At 65.6% G+C, this 22,156-nt stretch carries 21 protein-coding genes; 18 read left to right on the plus strand and 3 right to left on the minus strand.

Annotated elements, in window-relative coordinates; translation table 11 throughout:
* Window positions 1-3 precede the first annotated feature (3 nt).
* From steA to BI49514_RS09155, 18 genes are all read left to right on the plus strand, one after another.
* On the plus strand, window positions 4-1,236 hold the full coding sequence (gene steA / locus BI49514_RS09070; RefSeq protein WP_101546237.1) for a putative cytokinetic ring protein SteA: 1,233 nt from the start codon (window positions 4-6) through the stop codon (window positions 1,234-1,236).
* Window positions 1,229-2,221, plus strand: coding sequence for a copper transporter (locus BI49514_RS09075; RefSeq protein WP_101546238.1), 993 nt, complete (start codon window positions 1,229-1,231; stop codon window positions 2,219-2,221). The genes steA and BI49514_RS09075 overlap by 8 nt, the downstream gene beginning before the upstream one ends.
* On the plus strand, window positions 2,218-3,087 hold the full coding sequence (locus tag BI49514_RS09080; RefSeq protein ID WP_101546239.1) for a hypothetical protein: 870 nt from the start codon (window positions 2,218-2,220) through the stop codon (window positions 3,085-3,087). Before BI49514_RS09075 ends, BI49514_RS09080 begins: the two co-directional genes overlap by 4 nt.
* Window positions 3,084-4,823: a murein biosynthesis integral membrane protein MurJ gene (murJ, locus tag BI49514_RS09085; protein ID WP_101546240.1), complete on the plus strand. Its 1,740-nt coding sequence runs from the start codon at window positions 3,084-3,086 to the stop codon at window positions 4,821-4,823. The genes BI49514_RS09080 and murJ overlap by 4 nt, the downstream gene beginning before the upstream one ends.
* On the plus strand, window positions 4,820-6,028 hold the full coding sequence (locus BI49514_RS09090) for a glycosyltransferase family 4 protein (protein WP_101546241.1): 1,209 nt from the start codon (window positions 4,820-4,822) through the stop codon (window positions 6,026-6,028). The genes murJ and BI49514_RS09090 overlap by 4 nt, the downstream gene beginning before the upstream one ends.
* 33 nt (window positions 6,029-6,061) lie before the next feature.
* Complete coding sequence (locus BI49514_RS09095) at window positions 6,062-7,198, plus strand: glycosyltransferase (RefSeq protein WP_101546242.1); 1,137 nt, start codon at window positions 6,062-6,064, stop codon at window positions 7,196-7,198.
* 8 nt (window positions 7,199-7,206) lie between these two features.
* On the plus strand, window positions 7,207-8,886 hold the full coding sequence (locus BI49514_RS09100) for a CTP synthase (RefSeq protein WP_420808561.1): 1,680 nt from the start codon (window positions 7,207-7,209) through the stop codon (window positions 8,884-8,886).
* An 88-nt stretch (window positions 8,887-8,974) separates the two neighbouring features.
* Window positions 8,975-9,679, plus strand: coding sequence for an NUDIX domain-containing protein (locus BI49514_RS09105; RefSeq protein ID WP_101546244.1), 705 nt, complete (start codon window positions 8,975-8,977; stop codon window positions 9,677-9,679).
* Between the two features lie 6 nt (window positions 9,680-9,685).
* The gene (gene xerD / locus BI49514_RS09110; RefSeq protein WP_101546245.1) at window positions 9,686-10,636 is read left to right on the plus strand and encodes a site-specific tyrosine recombinase XerD; all 951 of its coding nucleotides are present in this window, start codon (window positions 9,686-9,688) and stop codon (window positions 10,634-10,636) included.
* A 38-nt stretch (window positions 10,637-10,674) separates the two neighbouring features.
* A complete protein-coding gene (locus BI49514_RS09115; protein WP_101546302.1) occupies window positions 10,675-11,541 on the plus strand; it encodes a ParA family protein in 867 nt (288 codons plus the stop codon).
* A 98-nt stretch (window positions 11,542-11,639) separates the two neighbouring features.
* Window positions 11,640-12,425, plus strand: a complete 786-nt coding sequence (locus BI49514_RS09120; protein ID WP_208635007.1) for a segregation and condensation protein A — start codon at window positions 11,640-11,642, stop codon at window positions 12,423-12,425.
* Complete coding sequence (gene scpB, locus BI49514_RS09125) at window positions 12,422-13,075, plus strand: SMC-Scp complex subunit ScpB (RefSeq protein ID WP_101546246.1); 654 nt, start codon at window positions 12,422-12,424, stop codon at window positions 13,073-13,075. Before BI49514_RS09120 ends, scpB begins: the two co-directional genes overlap by 4 nt.
* 17 nt (window positions 13,076-13,092) lie before the next feature.
* Window positions 13,093-13,953: a pseudouridine synthase gene (locus tag BI49514_RS09130; protein ID WP_101546247.1), complete on the plus strand. Its 861-nt coding sequence runs from the start codon at window positions 13,093-13,095 to the stop codon at window positions 13,951-13,953.
* On the plus strand, window positions 13,950-15,098 hold the full coding sequence (locus BI49514_RS09135) for a prephenate dehydrogenase (RefSeq protein ID WP_101546248.1): 1,149 nt from the start codon (window positions 13,950-13,952) through the stop codon (window positions 15,096-15,098). The genes BI49514_RS09130 and BI49514_RS09135 overlap by 4 nt, the downstream gene beginning before the upstream one ends.
* Entirely contained in the window at window positions 15,095-15,754 is a 660-nt protein-coding gene (gene cmk, locus BI49514_RS09140) for a (d)CMP kinase (RefSeq protein ID WP_101546249.1), read from the plus strand. The genes BI49514_RS09135 and cmk overlap by 4 nt, the downstream gene beginning before the upstream one ends.
* Complete coding sequence (der, locus tag BI49514_RS09145; protein WP_101546250.1) at window positions 15,751-17,262, plus strand: ribosome biogenesis GTPase Der; 1,512 nt, start codon at window positions 15,751-15,753, stop codon at window positions 17,260-17,262. Before cmk ends, der begins: the two co-directional genes overlap by 4 nt.
* Window positions 17,263-18,633 carry an AI-2E family transporter gene (locus tag BI49514_RS09150; protein WP_244195131.1) on the plus strand — a complete coding sequence of 457 codons (1,371 nt, stop codon included), beginning with the start codon at window positions 17,263-17,265 and terminating at the stop codon, window positions 18,631-18,633.
* Window positions 18,634-18,779: 146 nt separating this feature from the next.
* Entirely contained in the window at window positions 18,780-19,406 is a 627-nt protein-coding gene (locus BI49514_RS09155) for an L-threonylcarbamoyladenylate synthase (RefSeq protein WP_101546252.1), read from the plus strand.
* 164 nt (window positions 19,407-19,570) lie between these two features.
* Here the strand turns inward: BI49514_RS09155 and BI49514_RS09160 are convergent, their stop codons facing one another.
* The 3 genes from BI49514_RS09160 to BI49514_RS09170 are packed head-to-tail and all read right to left on the minus strand — an operon-like array spanning window position 19,571 to window position 22,151.
* A complete protein-coding gene (locus tag BI49514_RS09160; RefSeq protein WP_101546253.1) occupies window positions 19,571-20,275 on the minus strand; it encodes an ABC transporter ATP-binding protein in 705 nt (234 codons plus the stop codon).
* Window positions 20,275-21,042 carry an ABC transporter ATP-binding protein gene (locus BI49514_RS09165; RefSeq protein ID WP_101546254.1) on the minus strand — a complete coding sequence of 256 codons (768 nt, stop codon included), beginning with the start codon at window positions 21,040-21,042 and terminating at the stop codon, window positions 20,275-20,277. Before BI49514_RS09165 ends, BI49514_RS09160 begins: the two co-directional genes overlap by 1 nt.
* Window positions 21,043-21,044: 2 nt before the next feature.
* Window positions 21,045-22,151 carry a branched-chain amino acid ABC transporter permease gene (locus BI49514_RS09170; protein WP_244195130.1) on the minus strand — a complete coding sequence of 369 codons (1,107 nt, stop codon included), beginning with the start codon at window positions 22,149-22,151 and terminating at the stop codon, window positions 21,045-21,047.
* Between the last annotated feature and the right edge of the window lie 5 nt (window positions 22,152-22,156).

Below are 22,156 nucleotides of genomic sequence, written 5' to 3' on the forward strand. Positions count from 1 at the left end.
ACCATGAAAGTGCGCAGACAGAACCTCACCGCACCGACCCGGTTCGGCCCCGCCCCTGCCCGCTTGGATCGACGCACGAAGAATCTGACGAAACGCCTCCAAGCAGGCGACATCGCCATCATCAAGCACTCCGATATCGACCGCATCTCCGCCGAAGCCCTCGTCGCCTGCCGGCCGGCCGCGGTGATCAACGCCGACAAGTCGATCTCCGGCCGCTACCCGAACCTCGGCCCGAGCATCATCGTCGACGCCGGCATCCCCCTCATCGACGCCGCCGGAGCCGAGATCTTCGATGCGGTCGACGAGAACGCCGCGATCTCCATCGAGGGCGCCACTGTGTACGCAGGCGCTGACGAAGTGGCCACAGGAGTCCGGCAGACGGCCGAGACGATCTCCGAGGACATGCACGCCGCCGAGGCCGGAATGAACTCTGTGCTCGTGGACTTCATCGACAACACGATCGAATACATCCGCAAGGACTCCGATCTGCTCTCGGCCGAGCTCGTCGTGCCGGAGGTGAAGACGAAGTTCACCGACCGGCATGTGCTCATCGTCGTCCGCGGGTACCACTACAAGGAGGACCTGGCGATGCTGGCCTCCTATATCCGCGAATACCGTCCGCTGCTCATCGGCGTCGACGGCGGAGCCGATGCCATCATCGAAGCCGGCTACCGACCGGACATGATCGTCGGGGACATGGACTCCGTGTCCGATACAGCTCTGACCTCGGGGGCCGAGATCGTCGTCCACGCCTACCGCGACGGCACCGCCCCGGGCACCGAACGGGTCGAAGCCCTCGGAGTCGAATGCGTGGCCTTCCCGGCCTCGGGCACGAGCGAAGACATCGCCATGCTGCTCGCCGATGACAAGGGTGCCGAACTCATCGTCGCCGTGGGCACCCACGACACCGTGATGGAATTCCTCGACAAGGGCCGCAAGGGCATGGCCTCGACCTTCATCACCCGACTGCGCGTGGGTTCGAAGCTCATCGACGCCAAGGGCGTGTCCCTGCTCTACCGGCAGCGCATCTCCAGCCTGCAGCTGGCCGTGCTCATCATCGCAGGACTCGTCGCCCTCGGTGTGGCGATGACCGCGACCTCGGCCGGACAGACCTTCCTCGGGCTCATCGGCGCCCAACTCGACGGCCTCTTCGGCTGGATCGGCTCCCTCTTCGGCGGCGACCCCGCAGCATCGACCGACTCCGCCGGCCTCATCCAAGGACTGACCAGTGATTGATTTCCGCTACCACCTCGTCTCCCTCGTCTCGGTGTTCCTCGCCCTCGCCGTCGGCATCGTCCTCGGCGCGGGACCGCTGAAGGAACCGATCGGGGAGTCCCTGCAGAGCCAGGTCGACGCCTTGCGCTCGGACCGCGACAACCTGCGCTCCGACCTCGACGCCGCCAAGGGCAATATCGACAAGCAGAACGAATTCGTCACCGCCGCGGCCCCTGAACTCATCGACGGCACCCTCGACGGGCAGGAAGTGAGCATCATCGCCGCCCCCGAGGCGGACTCCGAACAGGTCGAAGAGGTCAGCAACCGGGTCAAGGAAGCCGACGGCACCATCGCCGGCGACGTTTCGTTCGTGCCGAACACGCTCAGCCTCGAGGATTCCACCCAGTTCCTCAAGCGGCTGCGCACCGTCGTGCCGCACCTGCCGAAGGACGACTCGACCGCGATCCGCTCCGCTCTCGTCATCGCCCTGACCGGGGACGCCTCGATGCTCGAAGACGAAGACGATCAGGCCGATGCGGAGAAGCAGGCGGCGAAGCTCTACGACGTCTTCGTCGAAGCCGACCGTCTGCGCACCGACACGGACCACAAGACCACCTCGCTGTTCATCGTCATCGACGATGAGAACTCGACACTGGCCGAGGACACCGAACCCAGCCCGAAGGCCCCCGACGACAAGGGAACCCGCACCCTCGTCACCGACTTCATCACCGCGCTCACCGCCGAAGCCACCTCGGTGGTCGTCGCCGGCGACGCCGGATCGGCACAGAACGGACTCGTCAACGTGCTGCGGACGGAGAAGTCCCGCGCCAGCACCGTCGACGGCCTCGGCCTCGGCGCCGGTCCCGTCATCACCGTGCGGGCACTGGCCTCCGGCGAAGCCGGAAAGCACGGACATTTCGGATTCGCCGAGGACGCCGAAGGCATCCTGCCGGGCAAGATCGAAGAGAAGCCGTCCGACGACACTTCGAAGGGAGACGAGAAATGATCCGCTCCATCGTCAGCACCGCCGTCGCCGGACTCGCCGGCTTCGCCGCGACGAAAGCCGTGCTCAGATCGCGGCTGCGCACCCACGATTCCGTGGTGCGCACCAACCACGCCGGACACGACGTCTCGCTCGCCGAGGGCCCTGCCGTGGCAGTGGGACTGCTGGCCGGCAGCCTGCTCATCGAAGACCCTCGGCAGCGGTCGGCGGCCCTGCTGGCCACGGCGGCGGCGGGCAGCCTCGGTGCCGTCGATGACTTCTGCGAATCCGGAGCCTCCAAAGGACTGCGTGGTCATCTGTCGGCGCTGGCCCGCGGGGAGCTCACCACCGGGACGATCAAGGTCACCGGCATTCCGCTCGCCTCGATCGCGGCCGCCGCGATTCTGCGCAGCCGCACCCGGCCGTCCGGGCTCTTCGGCTCCACGCACTCGACAAGCGACCGGCCCTGGTACGCGGCCACCGCGGATGTCATCGTCACCGGGGGAGTGATCGCGGGCTCTGCGAACCTGTTCAACCTCCTCGACCTGCGGCCGGGCCGGGCACTCAAGGCCGGAGCACTGACCCTGGCCTTCACCGACCACGATCGCCGCGTGTCCTGGGCACCAGCCGGAGCGATCGTCGGAGCCACGGCCGCAGCCTGGCCCGACGACCTGGCCGGTGATGCGATGCTCGGCGACACCGGAGCCAATGCCCTGGGGGCGGCGATCGGCGTGATCCTCGCCGAAACCGCCGCCCCGGCACAGCGGCGCCTCATCCTCGCTGTTCTCGCCGGTCTCACCCTGGCCAGCGAGAAGGTCTCCTTCACCTCCGTCATCGAATCAACACCGGGCCTGAGGGAGATCGACTCGTTCGGCCGCGAGGATAAGTGAACAAGCTCGTTCGAGTCCTCGCCTCCACGGCGCTGCTCGTATCGATCATCACCCTGCTGACCCGACTGGTCGGCTTCTTACGCTGGCTGGTGTTCTCGGCAAACGTCGGCGCCGGCACCGTCGGCACCGCCTACCAGAGTGCCAACCAGGTCCCGAACATCCTCTTCGAAGTCGTCGCCGGAGGCGCACTGGCCGGAGCGGTCATCCCTCTGCTCGCCGTTCCCTTGGCCAGATCGGACCGGGAGACCGCCGGCCGCATCGCCTCCGGCCTGCTGACCTGGGCGATCAGCGTCACCCTGCCCCTGTCGATCCTGCTGGCCGTGTTCGCTCCGCAGATCGCGAGGATCCTCGTCGATGAGAAGACGAGCGCCGCGGGAGTGCAGGCGACCGTGGAGCTGCTGCTCATGTTCTCCCCGCAGCTCGTCCTCTACGGAATCGGTGCTGTACTCACCGGAGTGCTGCAGGCCCATCGGAAGTTCCTGTGGCCGGCGTTCGCCCCGCTGCTCTCCAGCCTCATCGTCATCGGCAGCTACATCGCCTACAGTTCCGTCGGCGGCAGCGATGATACCTGGCAGACCCACCTCGGTTGGCTCGGCTGGGGCACCACCGTCGGCGTCGCAGCCCTCGCGCTGCCGCTCGCCCTGCCGATGGCCACGACCGGGCTGAAGCTGCGCCCCACCTTCTCCTTCCCACCCGGAGTCGCCCGCCGTGCGCTGCGCCTGGCCGGAGCCGGAATGTCGGCCCTGCTGGCCCAGCAGGCCGCTGTGCTCGCAACCCTGAGCCTGGCCAACCATGCCGGTGGGGACGGCACGCTCGTCCTCTTCAGCTACATCAACGCCGTCTACCTGCTGCCCTACGCGGTGCTCGCCGTGACCGTGGCGACGGTGGTCTTCCCGACCTTGTCGACCTGGGTGGGACGATCCACCGACCCCGAGGCGACCGAGCACAGACGTGCGGAAGCCGGGGCGCGGATGCGGTCGGTGACCTCGACGACGACGGCCCTCATCATCGCCATCGGCGGACTCGGCGCCGTCATCCTGCTCTCGGCAGCGGGCCCCCTGCAGACCTTCTTCATCGCCATCGACGCCGAAAGCGAATCCGCTGCCCCCTTCGACTCGATGGCCACGGCGATCATGGTCATGGCCTTGGCCGTGCCCGGGTGGTCCTTCGTGGCGTGGGGCACTCGCGTCTTCTATGCGGTGGAACGCTCCCGCTATTCGGCGGTCGCCACGACGACGGGGTGGATCCTCGTCATCGTCGGCATGGTCGGAGCCATCCTCGTGACCGGCTCGAACGGCAATCCCGGACTGACCCTTGTCTGCATCTGCAGCGGATATGTGCTGGGCATGACCGTCGCCGGAGTGTTCCTGCTCGTGAACATGCGCCGCGTCCTCGGCCCCACCGGACTCGCCCTCGTCGGACGTCGATCGCTGCTCGCGCTCGGGGCCGCCATCGTCGCAGGCACCGCCGGAGTCGTGTCCTCGCAGTGGTTCGGGGGACTCCTCGACAACTCCGCAAGCTCCGCGGTCATCGCCGGAATCGTCGCAGCTCTCCTCGGCTGCATCGTCTTCGGACTCATCGTGCTCGTCGTCGACCGCGGGTTCCTCGGCGAGGTCCGCGGCCTGCTCGCCGACCGGAACCGGGTTGGCGTCAACGATGAAACGACCGTGCATGCCGCCGAAGCGCAGAACAGAGACCACGGACCCAGCGACACCGACAGGGAGGAAGACTCATGAGAATCGTCTTCACCATCGGCACCTCGACCGGGGGAGTCGGTACCCACGTGCATGCACTCGCCCGCGACCTCGCCGCCGCCGGCCATGAGATCGGCGTCATCGGACCGGCCGCCACCGACGAACACTTCGGCTTCTCACTGCTGCCCGGAGTCCGATTCGGCGTCCTCGAACTCGGCACCGGAGTCGGCCCCTCCGATGCCGCCCTCGTCCGCCGGCAGCGCACACTGCTGCGCAGCTTCTCCCCGCAGATCGTCCACGCCCACGGTTTCCGCGCCGGTCTCATCACCCTGCTGACCCTGCGCACGCTGAAGACCCGGCCGAAGTTCGTCCTCAGCCTCCACAACCAGGCCAGCGGGCAGGGACTGCGCGGACGAGTCGAAACCCGAGTCGAGACGATGCTCGCCCGCGGGGCCGACCTCGTCCTCGGTGCGAGCACCGACCTCGTCGACCGCGCCCGCGAACTCGGCGCGCAGGCCGCCCGGTTCCTCCCGGCCGCCGCCCCCGAGGTGACCCAAGTGTCCGCCGAGGCGGCCGCCGCCAAGCGTGCGGCACTGGCCGAGGAGTTCGACTTCGATCCCGGGGCACTCATCGTCCTTGCCGTCGGTCGCGTCGCCGAACAGAAGAACTACCCGATGCTCGTGCGCGGGCTCGCCCGCCTCGGCGAGGAGCGACCCGCCACGACGGACTCGTCCCAGAGCCGCGCCTCCTCAACCCGCCTCGGCGAGGAGAACCACCAGGGCGAGATCGTCGCCCTCATCGCCGGTGCCGCCGACGAGGAGGTGCTCGCTGATGTCCGCGCTCAGTACGACGCCGCCGCAGCCGCCTCGGCGATTCCGGCCCTGCATTTCCTCGGACCTCGCGATGACATCGCCGAACTCGCGGCGGCTGCGGACATCTACGCGCTCACCAGCGTGTGGGAGGCCCGGGCGCTCGTGCTCCAGGAGGCGCTCATCTCCGGCAAGGCGATCGTGGCCACCGCCACCGGCGGCAGCGCCGAACTCGTCGGCGATGCGGGGATACTGATCGACCATGACGACGATGCCGCCTTCGCCGCAGCCGTGGCCGAACTCGCCGTCGATCCTGCCCGCCGCGCAGAACTTGGAGCCAGGGCACGGGCACGCGGAGGGGAGCTTCCGGATGAGAGTGAAGTTGCCGAAGAACTCGCAGGTCTTTACACGGAACTCGTGCCTGCCCAGGTAGGCTAGAAGCAGCGTCGAACGAAAGTAGAGGATGAGGAAATGAGCGAATCCGGCGAGGTCAACCCACTGAGCGCAGACACGAGGATTCTGCACGTGCTCGCCGATACCACCGGTCCCGTCGTCGAAGTGGCGAAGCTCGCCGTGCTCGGTCACCTCCGGGCCGGTTTCAGGGTCGCCGTCGCCGCGCACCGGTCACTGCTGGGCACCTTCGGAGTTCCTGAGGAACTGGCCGGCGAATTCCGCGAGATCGAACTCACCGCCCGTCGCCGACTCACGACCGCTGACCCCGGCTCCGCCTTCACTCTTCACAAGTACTACCAGCACGTGGACATCGTCCACGCGCACGGACTGCATGCGGCGACGCTCGCCGGACTGGGCTTCACCGGTCTGCCCGCCCGCCTGCACCCGAAGGTCGTCGCCACCATCGAATCCTTCGACTCCGCCAACGTCATCGAGAAGACCGGAGCCGAGATCGTCGGCCGCACGGCCACCGCAGTGCTCGGCACGACCGAACCCGTCGTCGACTACTACGGCGGCCGCGTCCCGGTCGTCGAACGCGCCGAACTCGTCCACCCGGACATCGACGCCGACCTCACGGTCCGCACCCCGCGTGCAGAGGTCCGTCGCGAACTCGGCCTCGCGCAAGGCACCTGGATGGTCGCCAGCCCCATCGCGCTGCGTGACCACACCGCCCTGGCGACGGTCCTCGACGCCGCCGACCAGATCAACCAGCGTCGCCGCGACCGCAAAGTCGTCTTCGTCCTCACCGGCACAGGCAAGGACCGGTCGACGATCTCCCGCGAATTCTCCGACCGCGGAGTCCTTGTGGCACCGGCCGGAGACCTCGTCGATGTCGCGGCCGCCGCCGATGTCGTCATCGCCAGCGAGACGATGACGGGCCTGTCCCACGAAGACCTCATGCAGCTGTCGAAGCCCGCGGTCTTCATCGGCAGCGAACGCCGCGCCGGCATCTGGGGAGAGGCGGCGAAGGCCGTTCCCGCCGACGACACGGAGGCGCTGCTGCGTGAGATCAATCATCTTCTCGACGACCCTGCCGGACGCGGAACCTCCGCCGTGGCAGCAAAGAAGCGGGTCATCGACGTGAGCAACGGTGCGGCGATCTCCGAGACGCTGCTCGATCTGTACGCCGAGGTCGACGCTGTCTCGGATTCGTGAGCCGGACTTTGATAGAATCAAATCCCGTGGTGAATCGAACTGGCCCAGGCGGCACACATACGGCAAAGCACATCTTCGTCACGGGAGGCGTCGCCTCCTCGTTGGGCAAGGGTCTGACGGCATCGAGCCTCGGCCATCTGCTCACTCAGCGCGGCCTCACCGTGGCCATGCAGAAGCTGGATCCCTACCTCAACGTGGATCCCGGCACGATGAACCCCTTCCAGCACGGCGAAGTCTTCGTCACCGAGGATGGTGCCGAGACCGACCTCGACATCGGCCACTACGAGCGCTTCCTCGACAATGACCTCGACGGCGCAGCGAATGTGACTACGGGACAGATCTACTCCTCGGTGATCGCGAAGGAGCGCCGCGGCGCATACCTCGGCGACACCGTCCAGGTCATCCCGCACATCACCGATGAGATCAAGGCGCGGATGCGTGCCCAGGCCGAACGCCCCGAGGCGGACCGCCCCGACGTCATCATCACCGAGATCGGCGGCACCGTCGGCGATATCGAATCCCAGCCCTTCCTCGAGGCGGCCCGCCAGGTCCGTCACGACATCGGCCGGGACAACGTGTTCTTCATCCACGTCTCCCTCGTGCCCTACCTCGGGCCCTCAGGAGAGCTGAAGACGAAGCCGACCCAGCACTCGGTGGCCACCCTGCGCTCCATCGGCATCCAGCCCGATGCGATCGTGCTCCGCTCCGACCGCGAGCTGCCGGATTCGATCCGCGCGAAGATCGCCGGCGCCTGCGACGTCGAGACAGAAGCTGTCGTGTCCTGCGTCGACGCCCCGAGCATCTACGACATCCCGAAGGTCCTCCACGACGGCGGCCTCGACGTGTTCGTCATCCGCAACCTCAACCTGCCGTTCCGCGACGTCGACTGGACGAAGTGGGACTGGGTACTCGAACGCGTGCACAACCCGTCCCGGGAAGTCACCATCGGCATCGTCGGAAAGTACATCGACCTGCCCGACGCCTACCTCTCCGTCACCGAGGCGCTGCGCCACGGCGGCTTCGCCAACGATGCGAAGGTCATAATCAAGTGGATCCAGTCCGATGACTGCTCCACCGAAGCCGGAGCCGCGTCGGCACTGTCCGGCCTCGACGCGATCTGCGTGCCCGGCGGCTTCGGCATCCGGGGCATCGAAGGCAAGCTCGGCGCACTCGAATACACCCGCACCAACGGCATTCCGACCCTCGGCCTGTGCCTGGGTCTGCAGTGCATGGTCATCGAATACGCGCGCAACGTCGCCGGCATCGAGGCGGCCTCGTCGTCCGAATTCGACCCCGAGACCACGGTTCCGGTCATCGCGACCATGGCCGAGCAGCTCTCGATCGTCGAAGGCGAAGGCGACCTGGGCGGCACCATGCGTCTGGGCACCTACGAAGCCAAGCTCACCGAAGGCAGCGTCGTGGCCGGCGTGTATGGGGACACGACGATCAGTGAGCGTCACCGTCACCGCTACGAGGTCAACAACACCTACCGGGATCAGCTCGCCGAGGCGGGGCTCGAGTTCTCCGGAACCTCACCGAACGGTGAGCTCGTCGAATTCGTCGAACTTCCGCACGAGACGCACCCGTTCTACGTCTCCACTCAGGCGCACCCCGAGCTGAAGTCGCGTCCGACCTCTCCGCATCCGCTGTTCGCAGGTCTGGTCGCCGCCGCCCTCGAGCGTCAGTGACCATTGTCCATCTTCACAGCGAATGCCGTCGGCCAGAGCGCCGGCGGCATTCGCCGTTCCACCACCGTCGAGTTTCGAGAGGCAGCCGATGAGCACTCAGCACGATGAGATCCTGCAGGACGATCCGGTGATCCCGCCGATCACCTCCTCCGAGGTCGTCTACGAAGGCGCAGTGTGGGATATCCGCAAGGAGACCTTCGACCTGCCCGAGGCGTCCGGGCTCGTCCGCGATCTCATGGCGCACACCGGTGCCGTCGGCGTGGCCGTCGTCGATGACGAGCAGCGGATCCTCCTGGCCCAGCAGTACCGGCATCCAGTCCGAGCCAGGCTGTGGGAGGTCCCGGCCGGTCTGCTCGACGTCCCAGGAGAGGACCCGCTCGAAGCGGCAAAGAGGGAACTTATCGAGGAAGCCGACCTCACGGCCGACCACTGGGACGTCCTCAGCGACTCCTGCCTGACACCGGGCGGCAGCTCGGAGACGATGCGTCTCTACCTGGCACGCGGGCTGTCCTCCGTTCCCGAGGCCGACCGTCACGAACGCGGCGCAGAAGAGGCAGGATTCCGTTACGCCTGGGTCGGCATCGACGAAGCACTCGCGGCCGTGACCGATGGACGGATCACCAACGCGATCGCCCAGCTCGCGATCTTCCATGTCGACCGGGTGCTGCGCGCCGAAGCTGCGGGAGCACCGGTGGAGTTTCGTCCCGTCGATTCGCCGAGGCGACTCGTCGACGGCCGCCCCGAATTCGGCCGTGGTGCACAGGTCGAGACGACCGATTCGGGCGAGGACTGAGACCCTGTGGCTCGGCACGGCGCCGAACTCCTGCCGGAGAACCTGCCCGGAGACCTGCGGCGCGCCTTCGAGTCCTATCTCGCGTCCCTGCGGTTCGAACGCGGACTGTCGATGAACTCGATCGACGCCTACGCTCGTGACCTCGCCCGGTACGGAACCTGGCTGACCGATGACGGGGTAAGCCGCCCCGGCGAGGTCGATCGACAGAAGGTGGAGAACTTTGCGCTCCACCTGCTCGATTCGGGACTGGCACCGCGGAGTCGGGCACGCGCACTCGTCGCGGTGCGACGATTCCATACCTTCGCACTGGGGGAGAACCTCGCGCCCACGGACCCCGCCTCCGAGGTCAGCCCACCGCAGGAAGGACTGCGGCTGCCCAAAGCCTTGGCACTCGACGAGATCGAAGCGATGATCGCCACCACCGAAGGTGAGGAACCCGTGCAGATCCGGGCCGCGGCCCTGCTCGAACTCCTCTACGCCACGGGGGCGCGCATCTCCGAGGCCGTGGGCGTCGACCTCGACGATCTCGACCTCGACTCAGGGCTCGTCCGGCTCTACGGCAAGGGCGGGAAGGAGCGAATCGTGCCCTTCGGATCCCACGCCGCCCGCGCCCTGGGGGCGTGGGTGTCACGCGTGCGTCCGTCGATGGCGGCGAAGGCGAGATCCTCGGCCCCGGCCGGGGCACTGTTCCTCAACGCACGCGGAACCCGGCTCTCCCGGGTCTCGGCGTGGCAGATCGTCAAGGATGCCGGAGAGGCGGCGGGAATCGACGCCGAGGTGTCTCCACATACGTTCCGACACTCGTTCGCCACGCACCTCCTCGAGGGCGGTGCGGACATCCGCGTCGTCCAGGAGCTGCTCGGCCATGCCTCGGTGACGACGACGCAGATCTATACGAAAGTCTCCGAGGAGACACTGCGGGAAGTGTACGCGACCTCGCACCCCCGAGCGCGGTAGGGTTGGACGTAGAGCAACGAAAGGTGGACATCCGAGAGATGAATACGCAAGAGGCGTTGGAGATTCCCCAGCAGCGGACCGCAAACGAGCCGCAGGACTTCCCGGAGCCGGCACCCCTGGCTTCGCACGGACCCGCCCGCATCATCGCGATGGTCAACCAGAAGGGCGGGGTCGGCAAGACGACCTCGTCGATCAACCTCGGTGCGGCTCTTGCCGCCTACGGACGCAAGATGCTGCTCGTCGACTTCGACCCGCAGGGAGCACTGTCCGTCGGTCTGGGACTCAACCCCTATGAGCTCGACATCAGCATCTACAACCTGTTGATGAACCCGCGACTGGACCCGCACGAGGTCATCGTCGAAACGGAATTCGACAACATCGACATCCTGCCGGCCAATATCGACCTCTCCGCCGCCGAAGTCCAGCTCGTCGGCGAGGTCGCCCGCGAGCAGGTGCTCGCCCGTGCCCTGTCGAAGGTCGCCGACGAATACGATGTCATCCTCATCGACTGCCAGCCCTCGCTGGGACTGCTCACCGTCAATGCTCTGACCGCCGCCCATGGTGTCGTCATCCCGCTCGAGACCGAGTTCTTCGCCCTGCGCGGCGTCGCCCTGCTCGTCGAGACGATCGAGAAGGTCCAGGACCGGCTCAATCCCTCGCTCGAGGTCGACGGAATCCTCGCCACGATGTTCGACTCGCGGACCCTGCACTCGAAGGAAGTCATGTCGCGAGTCACCGAAGCCTTCGGCGACAAGGTCTTCGAAACCGTCATCAACCGCACCGTGAAGTTCCCCGACGCCTCCGTGGCGGCCGAACCGATCACGAGCTTCGCCCCGAAGCACGCCGGCTCCGAAGCCTACCGCCGACTCGCTCGGGAGCTCATCGCCCGCGGAGGCGCACCCTGAGCGACTCCGTAACAGACGTGGAGGAAGCGGCGTCTGCCTCGAGTGCTGGCGTCGCCTCGGGTGACGCCTCCGAGAATAACGCCGCACGGGGATTCCAGGTGCGGTTGGACAACTTCACCGGCCCCTTCGACCTGCTGCTCGGTCTGATCTCGAAACGACGCCTCGACGTCACAGAGATCGCACTCGCCGAGGTGACCGATGAGTTCATCGCCTACACCACAGAGCTGAAGGACCAGGCGAACCTCGCCGAGATCTCCCAGTTCCTCCTTGTCGCAGCGACCCTGCTCGATCTCAAGACGGCCCGGCTGCTGCCGCACGAAGACGGTGAAGAGGTCCTCGACCTCGAGCTGCTCGAGGCCCGAGACCTCCTCTTCGCCCGGCTGCTGCAGTACAAGGCATACAAGTCCGTGTCCGGTTACCTGGCCGAGGCGATGGCCGCTGGCTCCATCCGCGCCCCACGCGATGTCGCCCTCGAACCGGAGTTCCAAGACGTGCTGCCGCCGCTGAAGCTGAACATCGGACCCGGCGAACTGGCCGGAATCTTCGCCACCGTGCTCCAACGCGATCACACCCCGCCCAGCGTCGCCGTCGACCATATCCACTTACCGCTCGTGAGCGTCTCCGAGCAGCGCGGGCACATCCTGTCCCTGCTGCGCGCCGGAGACGTCGACTTCCAGGACCTGCTCGAAACGGCCGAGAACACCCTGGTCGTCGTCGCGAGATTCCTCGCCCTGCTCGAACTGTTCAAGGTCGGCCTCTGCGACTTCGACCAGCCCGAACCCCTGGGTCGGCTGCTCATCCACCGGACCGAGATGAACGAAGACGGAGTCGACCTGCGCACCGAAGGCGACTGGAGCGGCGACGAAGAAGGGGAACACTCATGATCGATGACGAGATCCTCGCCGGCATCGAGGCCGTGCTCATGATCACCGATTCGGCCGTGACCGCCGACGACCTCGCAGGCTCCCTCGGCCTCGACGAAGACACCGTCCTCGAAGCCATCCGCATCCTCAAGGCCGACTACGACGGGGATGAGGACCACCGCCAGCGCGGGTTCGAGATCCGTCACGTCGCCGGCGGTTTCCGCATCTTCTCCCGCGGCGACTACCACGAAGTCGTCAAGGACTTCCTCACCGCCGGGCAGAGTGCGAAACTCTCCCAAGCCGCACTCGAGACCCTTGCGGTCATCGCCTACCGGCAGCCGATCTCCCGGCCCCGCATCGCTGCCATCCGCGGAGTCAGCGTCGACGGCGTCATCCGCACCCTGCTGCTGCGGGGACTCATCGTCGAAGCCGGCAAGGAGGCGACCACCTCGGCGCTGCTCTATGCCACCACGCCGCAGTTCCTCGACACGATGGGCATGAACGCGATCGACGACCTGCCCGATATCGCCCCCTACCTGCCCGAAGACGCCGACGTCGCCGAACTCGGCTCGCAGGACACCGAAGTGCTCGCCGAGATCGACGGCGCCCTCGACGACGATCTTGACGACGATTCCGATTCGACCGCCGAGATGTCACGAGTCGCTGATTGATTTGAGAGAATGGATGTATGAGTCCCTACCGTGATCACCGCGCCCCCGGCGGGCGCCAGAACCGACCCAGCCGAAAACAGCGCGCAGCGACGGCGAATCAGGCCTCGAACAAGGGCGGTTCGGGAGCCGGTCAGACATCAGACGCCCACGTCAGCGGGGGTGTGCGACTGCAGAAGGTGCTCGCCGAGGCGGGACTGGGATCACGCCGTTCCTGTGAGCAGCTCATCGCCGATGGCCGCGTCGAGGTCGACGGGTCCATCGTCACCGAACTCGGCACCCGGATCGACCCCGAAACACAGTCCGTGTACGTGGACACAGTGAGAATTTCGACACAGACCAAGAAGGTCTACCTCGTGCTCAACAAACCCGCGGGAGTCGTGTCGACCATGAGCGACCCCGAGGGCCGTCCCTGCCTGGCCGACTACGTGCGGAACAACAACGAACGCCTCTTCCACGTCGGCCGTCTCGACACCGAGACCGAGGGCATCATCCTGCTCACCAACGACGGGGAGCTGAGCAACCGCCTGGCCCACCCGCGCTACGAGATCCCGAAGACCTACCTCGCGAAGGTCAAGGGGCAGTTGGCGAAGGATGCCGGTGCCATCCTCAAGGCCGGAATCGACCTCGAAGACGGGTTCGTCAAGGTCGACGACTTCAAGCTCGTCGATTCGACCCCGGGCAAGTCCGTCGTCGAACTCACCCTCCATTCCGGCCGCAACCGCATCGTGCGCCGCCTGCTCGCCGAGATCGGCCACCCGGTGGAGCGCCTCGTGCGGCTGAAGTTCGGACCGATCGTCCTCGACGAGCAGAAGCAGGGCAAGATCCGCCCGCTGCGCTCCGATGAGGTCGGTGCGCTGTTCGAGGCCGTCGGTCTGTGAGAGTCCACATCATCGGCACCGGCCTGCTCGGTGCCAGCCTGGGGTTGGCGCTGGGCGCAAAGGGCCATCAGGTGACCCTCGAAGACACCTCACCGACCGCTCAGCAGCTCGCCGCGGATCTCGGTGCCGGTCAGGTCGTCAATCCCACCGAAGAACTCGCCGAGGCGGCCGACCCGACCGTCGCCGCCGACGCGACATCGCCTGCCGCGCACCCGGACATCGTCGTCGTGGCAACCCCGCCCGACGTCGCCGCACGGGTCATCGCCTCGGCGCTCGAGGACTACCCGAACGCAACGGTCACCGACGTCGCCAGCGTGAAGACGCGCCTCCTCGAAGCGGTGCGCGAATTGGTCACAGAACCTCAGCTCGATCGCTATATCGGCTGCCATCCGATGGCCGGACGCGAGAAGTCCGGAGCGATCGCCGCCCAGTCGGACCTGTTCACGGCCCGTCCCTGGGTGATCTGCTCGGATGAGCAAACCCCGGCCGACCGCCTCGGCGAGGTCATCGCCATGGCCGAAGATACGGGTGCCTCGGTGCTCCACCTGGATCCGCGCATCCACGATGCCGCGGTCGCGAAGGTCTCGCACGTGCCGCAGATCGTGTCATCCCTCGTCGCCTCCCAACTGCGTCACGCGCCTCTGGAGGAGATCTCGCTGGCCGGGCAGGGACTGCGCGATGTCACCCGCATCGCCGCTTCGGACCCGGGACTGTGGACGCAGATCCTGACCGGAAACGCCGAAGAGGTCCGCTCCGTGCTCATCGATCTGCGCACCGAGCTCGACGAGGTCATCGGCGCACTCGAACTCGGACCCGGGTCGACGGGACTGCTCGCCAAGGCGATCGCTTTGGGCAACGAGGGACACGACCGGATTCCCGGAAAGCACGGGCAGCCGCCGACCACCTATGCTGTTGTCACGATCCTGGTTCCGGATACGCCCGGAATGCTGGCCCGGCTGTTCAAGGACATCGGCGACCTCGGCGTCAATGTCGAGGACTTCCGGATGGATCACGCCTCCGGTCGGAAACTGGGCATGGTCGACGTGTCCGTGGTCCCGGCCATCCAGCAGGAGCTGGAGATCGGATTGCTGTCGAAGGGATGGCAGATCCCCGAATCCGCCATCGAGAAAGAAGGAACTGCATGAGCGTCGTAGCCATTGACGGACCGTCCGGAGTGGGCAAGTCGAGCACCGCCAAGGAGGTGGCGCGGCGACTGGGGTACCAGTACCTGGACACCGGTGCGATGTACCGGGCGATGGCGTGGCTGTGCCTCAACCGCGGAGTCACCGACCCCGTCGACGTGCTCGAGCAGGTACGCGGAGCAGATCTGGAGATCTCGCTCAGCCCCGACGAATTCTTCGTCTCCGTCGACGACATCGACGTCACCGAGGACATCCGCGGTGAGGACGTGTCGGCGAACGTGCAGACGGTCTCCGGTGTCATCGACGCCCGCGAGGAGCTCATCGAGATGCAGCGGGCCTATATCGCCGCCGCACCCGAAGGCATCGTCGTCGAGGGCCGGGACATCACCACCGTGGTGGCCCCCGATGCCGATGTGCGCATCCTCATGACCGCCCGCGACGAGGTCCGCGTGGCCCGCCGGGCCAAGGAAGTGCACGGCAATGCCGACGCCGAGGCGATCGCCGCCACCCAAGACCTCGTCACGGGCCGTGACGCCAAGGACTCCGCCACGACGAGCTTCCTCGAGGCCGCCGACGGAGTGTTCACACTCGATACCAGTGACATCGACTTCGACCAGGTGGTCGAGACGGTGCTGCAGCTGGTGAAGGACGCACAATGAGCGAATCCGAATTCCACGAGACACCCGACGAAGACCTCGTCGATCGTGTCGAAAGCATCAGCGACGAGGAGGCCGAGCAGCGGGCGACCGCGCTCGAGGCCGGACTCGAAAGCTATGAGCTCGAAGACGAGGACCGTGCGCTGCTGCGCGCCTACGGCTTCGACGAAGACGAAGACGAAGCGCTCGGTGCCGCACCGGTGCTGGCCGTCGTCGGTCGCCCCAACGTCGGCAAGTCGACGCTGGTCAACCGCATCCTCGGTCGCCGCGAAGCCGTCGTCGAGGACGTTCCGGGCGTCACTCGTGACCGCGTGAGCTACCGGGCGGAATGGAACACGAAGGAATTCACCCTCGTCGACACCGGCGGCTGGGACCAGGACTCGAAGGGCATGGCCTCGCGCATCGCGATCCAGTCCGAGGTCGCCGTGGACATGGCCGATGCCGTGCTCCTCGTCGTCGATGCCACGACCGGCCCGACCTCGACCGATGAGATGGTCGTGAAGATGCTGCGCCGGAAGAAGAAGCCGGTCCTCCTCGCTGCGAACAAGGTCGACGACGAGCGCGGCGAGCTCATGGCCGCCGAACTCTGGGGCTTGGGCCTCGGCCAGCCGTGGACCGTCTCGGCTCTGCACGGTCGGGGAGTCGCCGACCTGCTCGACGAAGTGCTCACGATCCTGCCGGAGGTCTCGGCCGTCGACACCCGCGTCGAGGAGGGCGGACCGCGTCGTGTGGCCCTCGTCGGCCGTCCGAACGTCGGCAAGTCGTCCCTGCTCAACCAGCTCATCGGTTCCGACCGCGTGCTCGTGGACAATGTCGCAGGCACCACTCGTGACCCTGTCGATGAGCTCATCGAGCTCGGCGGTAAGCAGTGGCGCTTCGTCGACACTGCCGGTATCCGCCGTCGCGCCCATCAGGCCAGCGGTGCCGACTTCTATGCGGCGCTGCGCACGCAGACTGCGCTCGAACGCGCCGAGGTGGCTCTCGTCCTCATGGAGGTCCAGGATCCCCTGAGCGAGCAGGACGTCCGCATCGTCACGACCGCCGTTGAGGCGGGACGTGCCGTGGTGCTGGCGTTCAACAAGTGGGATCTGCTCGATGACGAACGTCGCTTCTATCTGGAGCGGGAGATCGAACGGGATCTCGGCCATGTGGCGTGGGCGCCGCGCGTGAACATCTCGGCGAAGACCGGACGTCATGCGGAGAAGCTCGTACCGGCGATGGAGACCGCTCTCGAAGGCTGGGACACCCGTATTCCGACGGGACGACTCAACGCGTTCCTCGGTGAGCTGGTCGCGGCCAACCCGCACCCGGTGCGCGGCGGTAAGCAGCCGCGCATCCTCTTCGGCACTCAGGCGCAGTCGCGTCCGCCGAAGTTCGTGCTCTTCACCACCGGCTTCCTCGATCCCGGTTACCGCCGTTTCATCATCCGCCGCCTGCGCGAGACCTTCGGATTCAAGGGCACCCCCATCGAGGTGTCGATGCGCATCCGCGAGAAGCGTCGGAGACGCTGAATGGACGAGGACGAGCAGGCGACGGCGTCGGGCGTCGCTGACGGTGCGGCCGGATCAGCCGGCGATGCCGCGCGCCCGGCCGAGCCTGCACCGTCCTCACAAACGGCGGGGGAGACGTCCCAGGCTTTCTTCTCAGCGGGGGATTGGTCCGGTACTGCCGCCTCGGCGACAGTGGGTTCCACTACTTCAGATACAACGGCGGGCACAGCTTCTGGAACTTCGGCGGGCGCGGCGGCCGATGAAGCATCCGGTGCCGACTCCGGCACAGCGGGCGAGGCACGCCCCTGGCACGCGCGGCCGCCTGCACGAGCGCTGATGATCGCGGTGACGCTGGCGGGGCTGGCGTACGCGCTGATGTTCTTCCGCGGACTCCAGGACATCGTGGCTCCGGTGTTCCTCGCGCTCAACTTCTACATCGTCGTCTACCCGGTCCAGCGGCTGCTCACCAGGATCAAGGTGCCGCGGGCGATCGGGGCGTGCATCTCGGTCGTGCTCGTGCTGTGCATGATCTTCGCGTTCTTCGGCCTCACGGCTTGGTCTGTCGCCGAGCTCGTCATCCTCATCCCCAGCTACAGCAACGAACTCGTGGCCACCTACCAGAGCACTCTGGCGCTGCTGTCGGACATCGGGGTGACATCCTCGGTGATCCAGCAGCAGCTCTCGGCCTTCGACGTCCGCTCAGTCCTCGACGCCGTCTACCCGCTGCTGACGAATCTGTCGTCGGTTGCGGGCCTGCTGACCACGGTGATCATGGCGGTGTTCTTCGTGGCGATGGATTCGATGGGCATCGACAAGCGGATGGCGATGCTGCTCGATGTGAAGCCCTCGCTGTCGGCGTCGATCGGCGACTTCGCCAGCGGTGTCCGCCGCTACTGGGTGGTGGCGACGGTCTTCGGCCTCATCGTCGCATTCCTCGACGTCATCGCCTTGGCGATCATCGACGTTCCGCTCATCTGGGTGTGGGGAGTCCTCGCATTCCTGACGAACTACATTCCGAACATCGGCTTCGTCATTGGCCTGATCCCACCGGCACTGCTGGCGCTGGTCGACAGCGGTTGGCAGTCGGCCCTGTGGGTGGTCATCGCCTACAGCGTGCTCAACTTCGTCATCCAGGCGATCATCCAGCCGAAGTTCACCGGTGAATCGGTGGGTGTGACTCCGCTGATCTCGTTCCTGTCTCTGCTGTTCTGGGTGTGGATCCTCGGCTGGCTCGGCGCTCTGCTGGCGTTGCCGGCTACACTGCTCATCAAGGCTCTGCTGGTCGACGCGGATCCAAGAGCCAGGTGGGTCAATATCCTGCTCGCCTCCGATCCGCATACGGGCCGAGCCGAACTGGTCAAAGGGCTGAAGAAGCCAGTCACCTCTGCCTGACGAGTCCCGCGGGCCTGGTCAGAACGCCTGGCGTTTCGCCTGGTCATGCTCGACTTTACGGCCGGATGAGTCCTGCCATCCTGCGCTTTAGGGTCGGTTGTCCGTGAACCCCTCGCACTGTGGCGGCAGAGTGGTTAGCATGAAGTATGGCGACTCTACTGAATATCCATCCGGAGAACCCGCAGGACCGACTGATCGAGAAGGCCGCTGAGTCACTCAGGAACGGTGGCCTGATCGCCTATCCCACGGATTCCTGTTATGCCCTCGGCTGTGCCTTGGACAACAAAGAAGGCATCGAACGGATCACCCGCATCCGCCACCTCGGTTCGAAGCACCACTTCACGCTGATGTGCCATGACTTCGCTCAGCTGGGTCAGTTCGTCATCGTAGACAATTCCGATTTCCGAGCTATCAAGTCGATGACGCCGGGGCCGTACACGTTCATCATGAAGGCGACGAAGGAAGTCCCGCGCCGAATGATGCACCCGAAGAAGCATTCGGTCGGTGCTCGGATTCCGCAGAACGTCACGGCACTCGCCCTCGTCGAGGCGATGGGGGAGCCGATCCTGTCCTCGACGCTGCTGCTGCCCGGCGATGAGGATCCACTGACTCACGCCGAGGATGTCATGGACCAGCTCGGCAACGACCTCGACATCGTCATCGAATCCGGGGTCCCCGGAGTCGTGCCGACCTCGGTCATCGACTTCACCGGACGGTACCCCGAGGTAGCTCGCGTCGGAGCCGGGGACGTCTCCCGGTTCCAAGACGAGTGAGACGGCCGGGCACGCCCAACCGAATTGAACGAGTGTGACTGATCGTTCTGAGCGGTCGGACCGATCAACTCAGCGAAATCTCGCCGAGGTGGCCAGGCCGCCTCGGCGAGATTTCAGTTCGGCCATTGGAATTCCAGAACGGAAAGAAGATCGTCGTGTGTTCGTCAGAGACCGAGGTAGGCCGCCTGCACTTCGGGGTTGTCGAGCAGCCGGGAGGCATCATCAGCGAGGACGATCCGCCCCTCCGCAAGGACGTATCCTCTGTGGGCGATCGCCAGTGATGCCTTCGCGTTCTGCTCGCTGAGAAGGACGCCGATGCCGTTTCGATTGATCTGAGCGACTGACTCGAGGACCTGCTCCACGACGATGGGAGCCAGGCCCATCGACGGCTCATCCAGGATCAGCAGGCTCGGGTCTGACATCAATGCTCGTCCGATTGCGACCATCTGCTGCTGTCCGCCGGACAGGGAGCCTGCCGGCTGCTTCGCCTTCTCTTTGAGGATCGGAAACATATCGAGCACCTCAGCGTAGACCTCTTCTGTTCGCGATCTGTTCCGGTGAGGATAAGACCCCAGACGCAGATTCTTCTCCACCGACATCTTGCCGAACAGGTGGCGACCTTCGGGGCAGTGCGCGATACCGGCCTTGACGACGGCATTCGGGCGAGCTCGATGAAGCTGACGTCCCTCATAGGTGATCGACCCGGCACGAACACGCATCAGTCCGCTGACGGTTCTGAAGAGTGTCGTCTTGCCTGACCCGTTCGCTCCGAGGACCACGGTGAGCTCACCTGGATTCGCTTTGATGCTCACCCCGTGGAGAACGTTCGTGGCGTCGTACCCGGTGCTGACATTGTCGAGCGTGAGCATCAGTTCTCCTCCTGTGCTGTCGAACCGAGATAGGCACGGATGACATCCGGATTCGATTGGATCTCCGCAGGTGCGCCGAGCGCCAGCTTCTGCCCGTGGTCGAGGACGAGGATCGTGTCCGCGAGGTCCATGATCATCGTCATCTTGTGTTCGACGAGGAGGACTGAGACGCCTCGCTGCGGCAACGACCGAATGAGGTTGCCGAAATCGACGGTCTCCTCTTCGGGGATGCCGCCGGCGGGTTCGTCGAGCAGCAGCAACTCGGGCTCGGTGGCCAGCGCCATGGCCACTGCGGTGCGCTTCTGCACCTCCTGCGGAACATTGGACGCGAGATCGTGCCGATATTCCACGACCCCGCAGAACTCAAGAGCTTCCATCGCCTTGTCTTCGTTGATGCGTGATTCACGACGATGGCGAGGCGTGTGGAAGACCGCGTCGAAGACGTTGGACTTCGAACGGACGATTCGACCGGCCAAGACGTTTTCCAACAGAGTGCTGTCATCGAACAGGTTCGTTGTCTGGAATGTGCGGGCAATGCCGCCGGCGACAGTCCGGTGTGGGGACGAATGTGTGATGTCCTCACCCTTGAAGCTGATGGTCCCGGCTGTGGGCCGATAGAAACCATGGACAAGGTTGAACAGCGTTGACTTGCCTGCTCCATTGGGACCGATGACTGCGGTGATCTGACCTGCCTCGACGTCCAGACTGACGTCCTTGACCGCATCGAGCCCGCCGAAGCGCTTACCGAGGTCTCGTATTTCAAGCATTGTCATTTCGTCTCCTCGGAAGAGGGGGTGTCTCCGGTCCGGCCGGCACCCGATTCGGTCCCGTCGGCGATGTTCCGTGCGTGGTGGTCGCCTGTTCCGCCGGAGGTCGAAGCACCTGTCGAATCGAGATCGTCGTCGGGACCACGGGCTTCCTCCGCCCTGCGCCGTCGATTGCGTTTGTCGACGAACCCGCCGAGGTACCCGACGATACCCCGCGGTGCGAAGATCACGAGGGCGACGATGATGGGACCCAGCACGATGAATCGATAGGCCTGGAAGTCCTGGAAGAGTTCGAACAGGAATGTCACGATCATGCTTCCGAGCAGAGGACCTGCGACAGTGCCCATGCCTCCGACGAGAATGAACATGAGGAATTCGAAAGTCTTGTCGATCGATGCCGCATCGGGTCCGATGAAGCCGACGACAGTTGCGTAGAGACCACCGCCGACGCCTCCGAAGACCGCCGAGGCGGCGAATGCGAGCTGTTTGCTGAATCCGACGCGCACACCGATCGCATCCGCCAGGTCTTCGCTCGTCCTGATAGTCAGCAGTGTGCGGCCGACGCTGGAGCGCCGAATCGCGTAGGTCGTGTAGACGCAGATGAGCAGGATTGCGAATACCAGGTAAAATATGGCGACCGGAGATTCGAAGTCGATGAGCCCTCCGCCTTCGGGGAATTTCACATTGTTGACTCCGGAATGGGCATGGGTGACAGGCTCCCAGCGGCTGATGACGAGGAAGATGATGAAGCCGATTGCCATTGTGAAGATGGCGAAGTACTCATCCTTGGTCCGCAGGGCAATCAGCCCGCAGAGGTAGCCGATCACCGCAGTCCCGATGACGGACACGACGAACGCTGCCCAGAAGCTCCAGTCGTAATCGGTAGTGAGCAGCCCGACTCCATAGGCACCGATTCCGAAGAACCCGCCTTGGGCCAGGTTCAACTGTCCCGTGAAACCGAGGATGATGTTGAGGCCGTAGACAGCGATCGCCGCACACATACCCACGGTGATCACTCGCATCGCGTAGTTCTCCTGTGCAAAAGCCAGAGGCGTCAGGCCGAGCAGGATGATGACGGCGATGGTGCCGATGATTCGAGGATTCTTCATTGAGC

This window comes from Brevibacterium iodinum ATCC 49514 (assembly GCF_900169265.1).
Taxonomy (GTDB): domain Bacteria; phylum Actinomycetota; class Actinomycetes; order Actinomycetales; family Brevibacteriaceae; genus Brevibacterium; species Brevibacterium iodinum.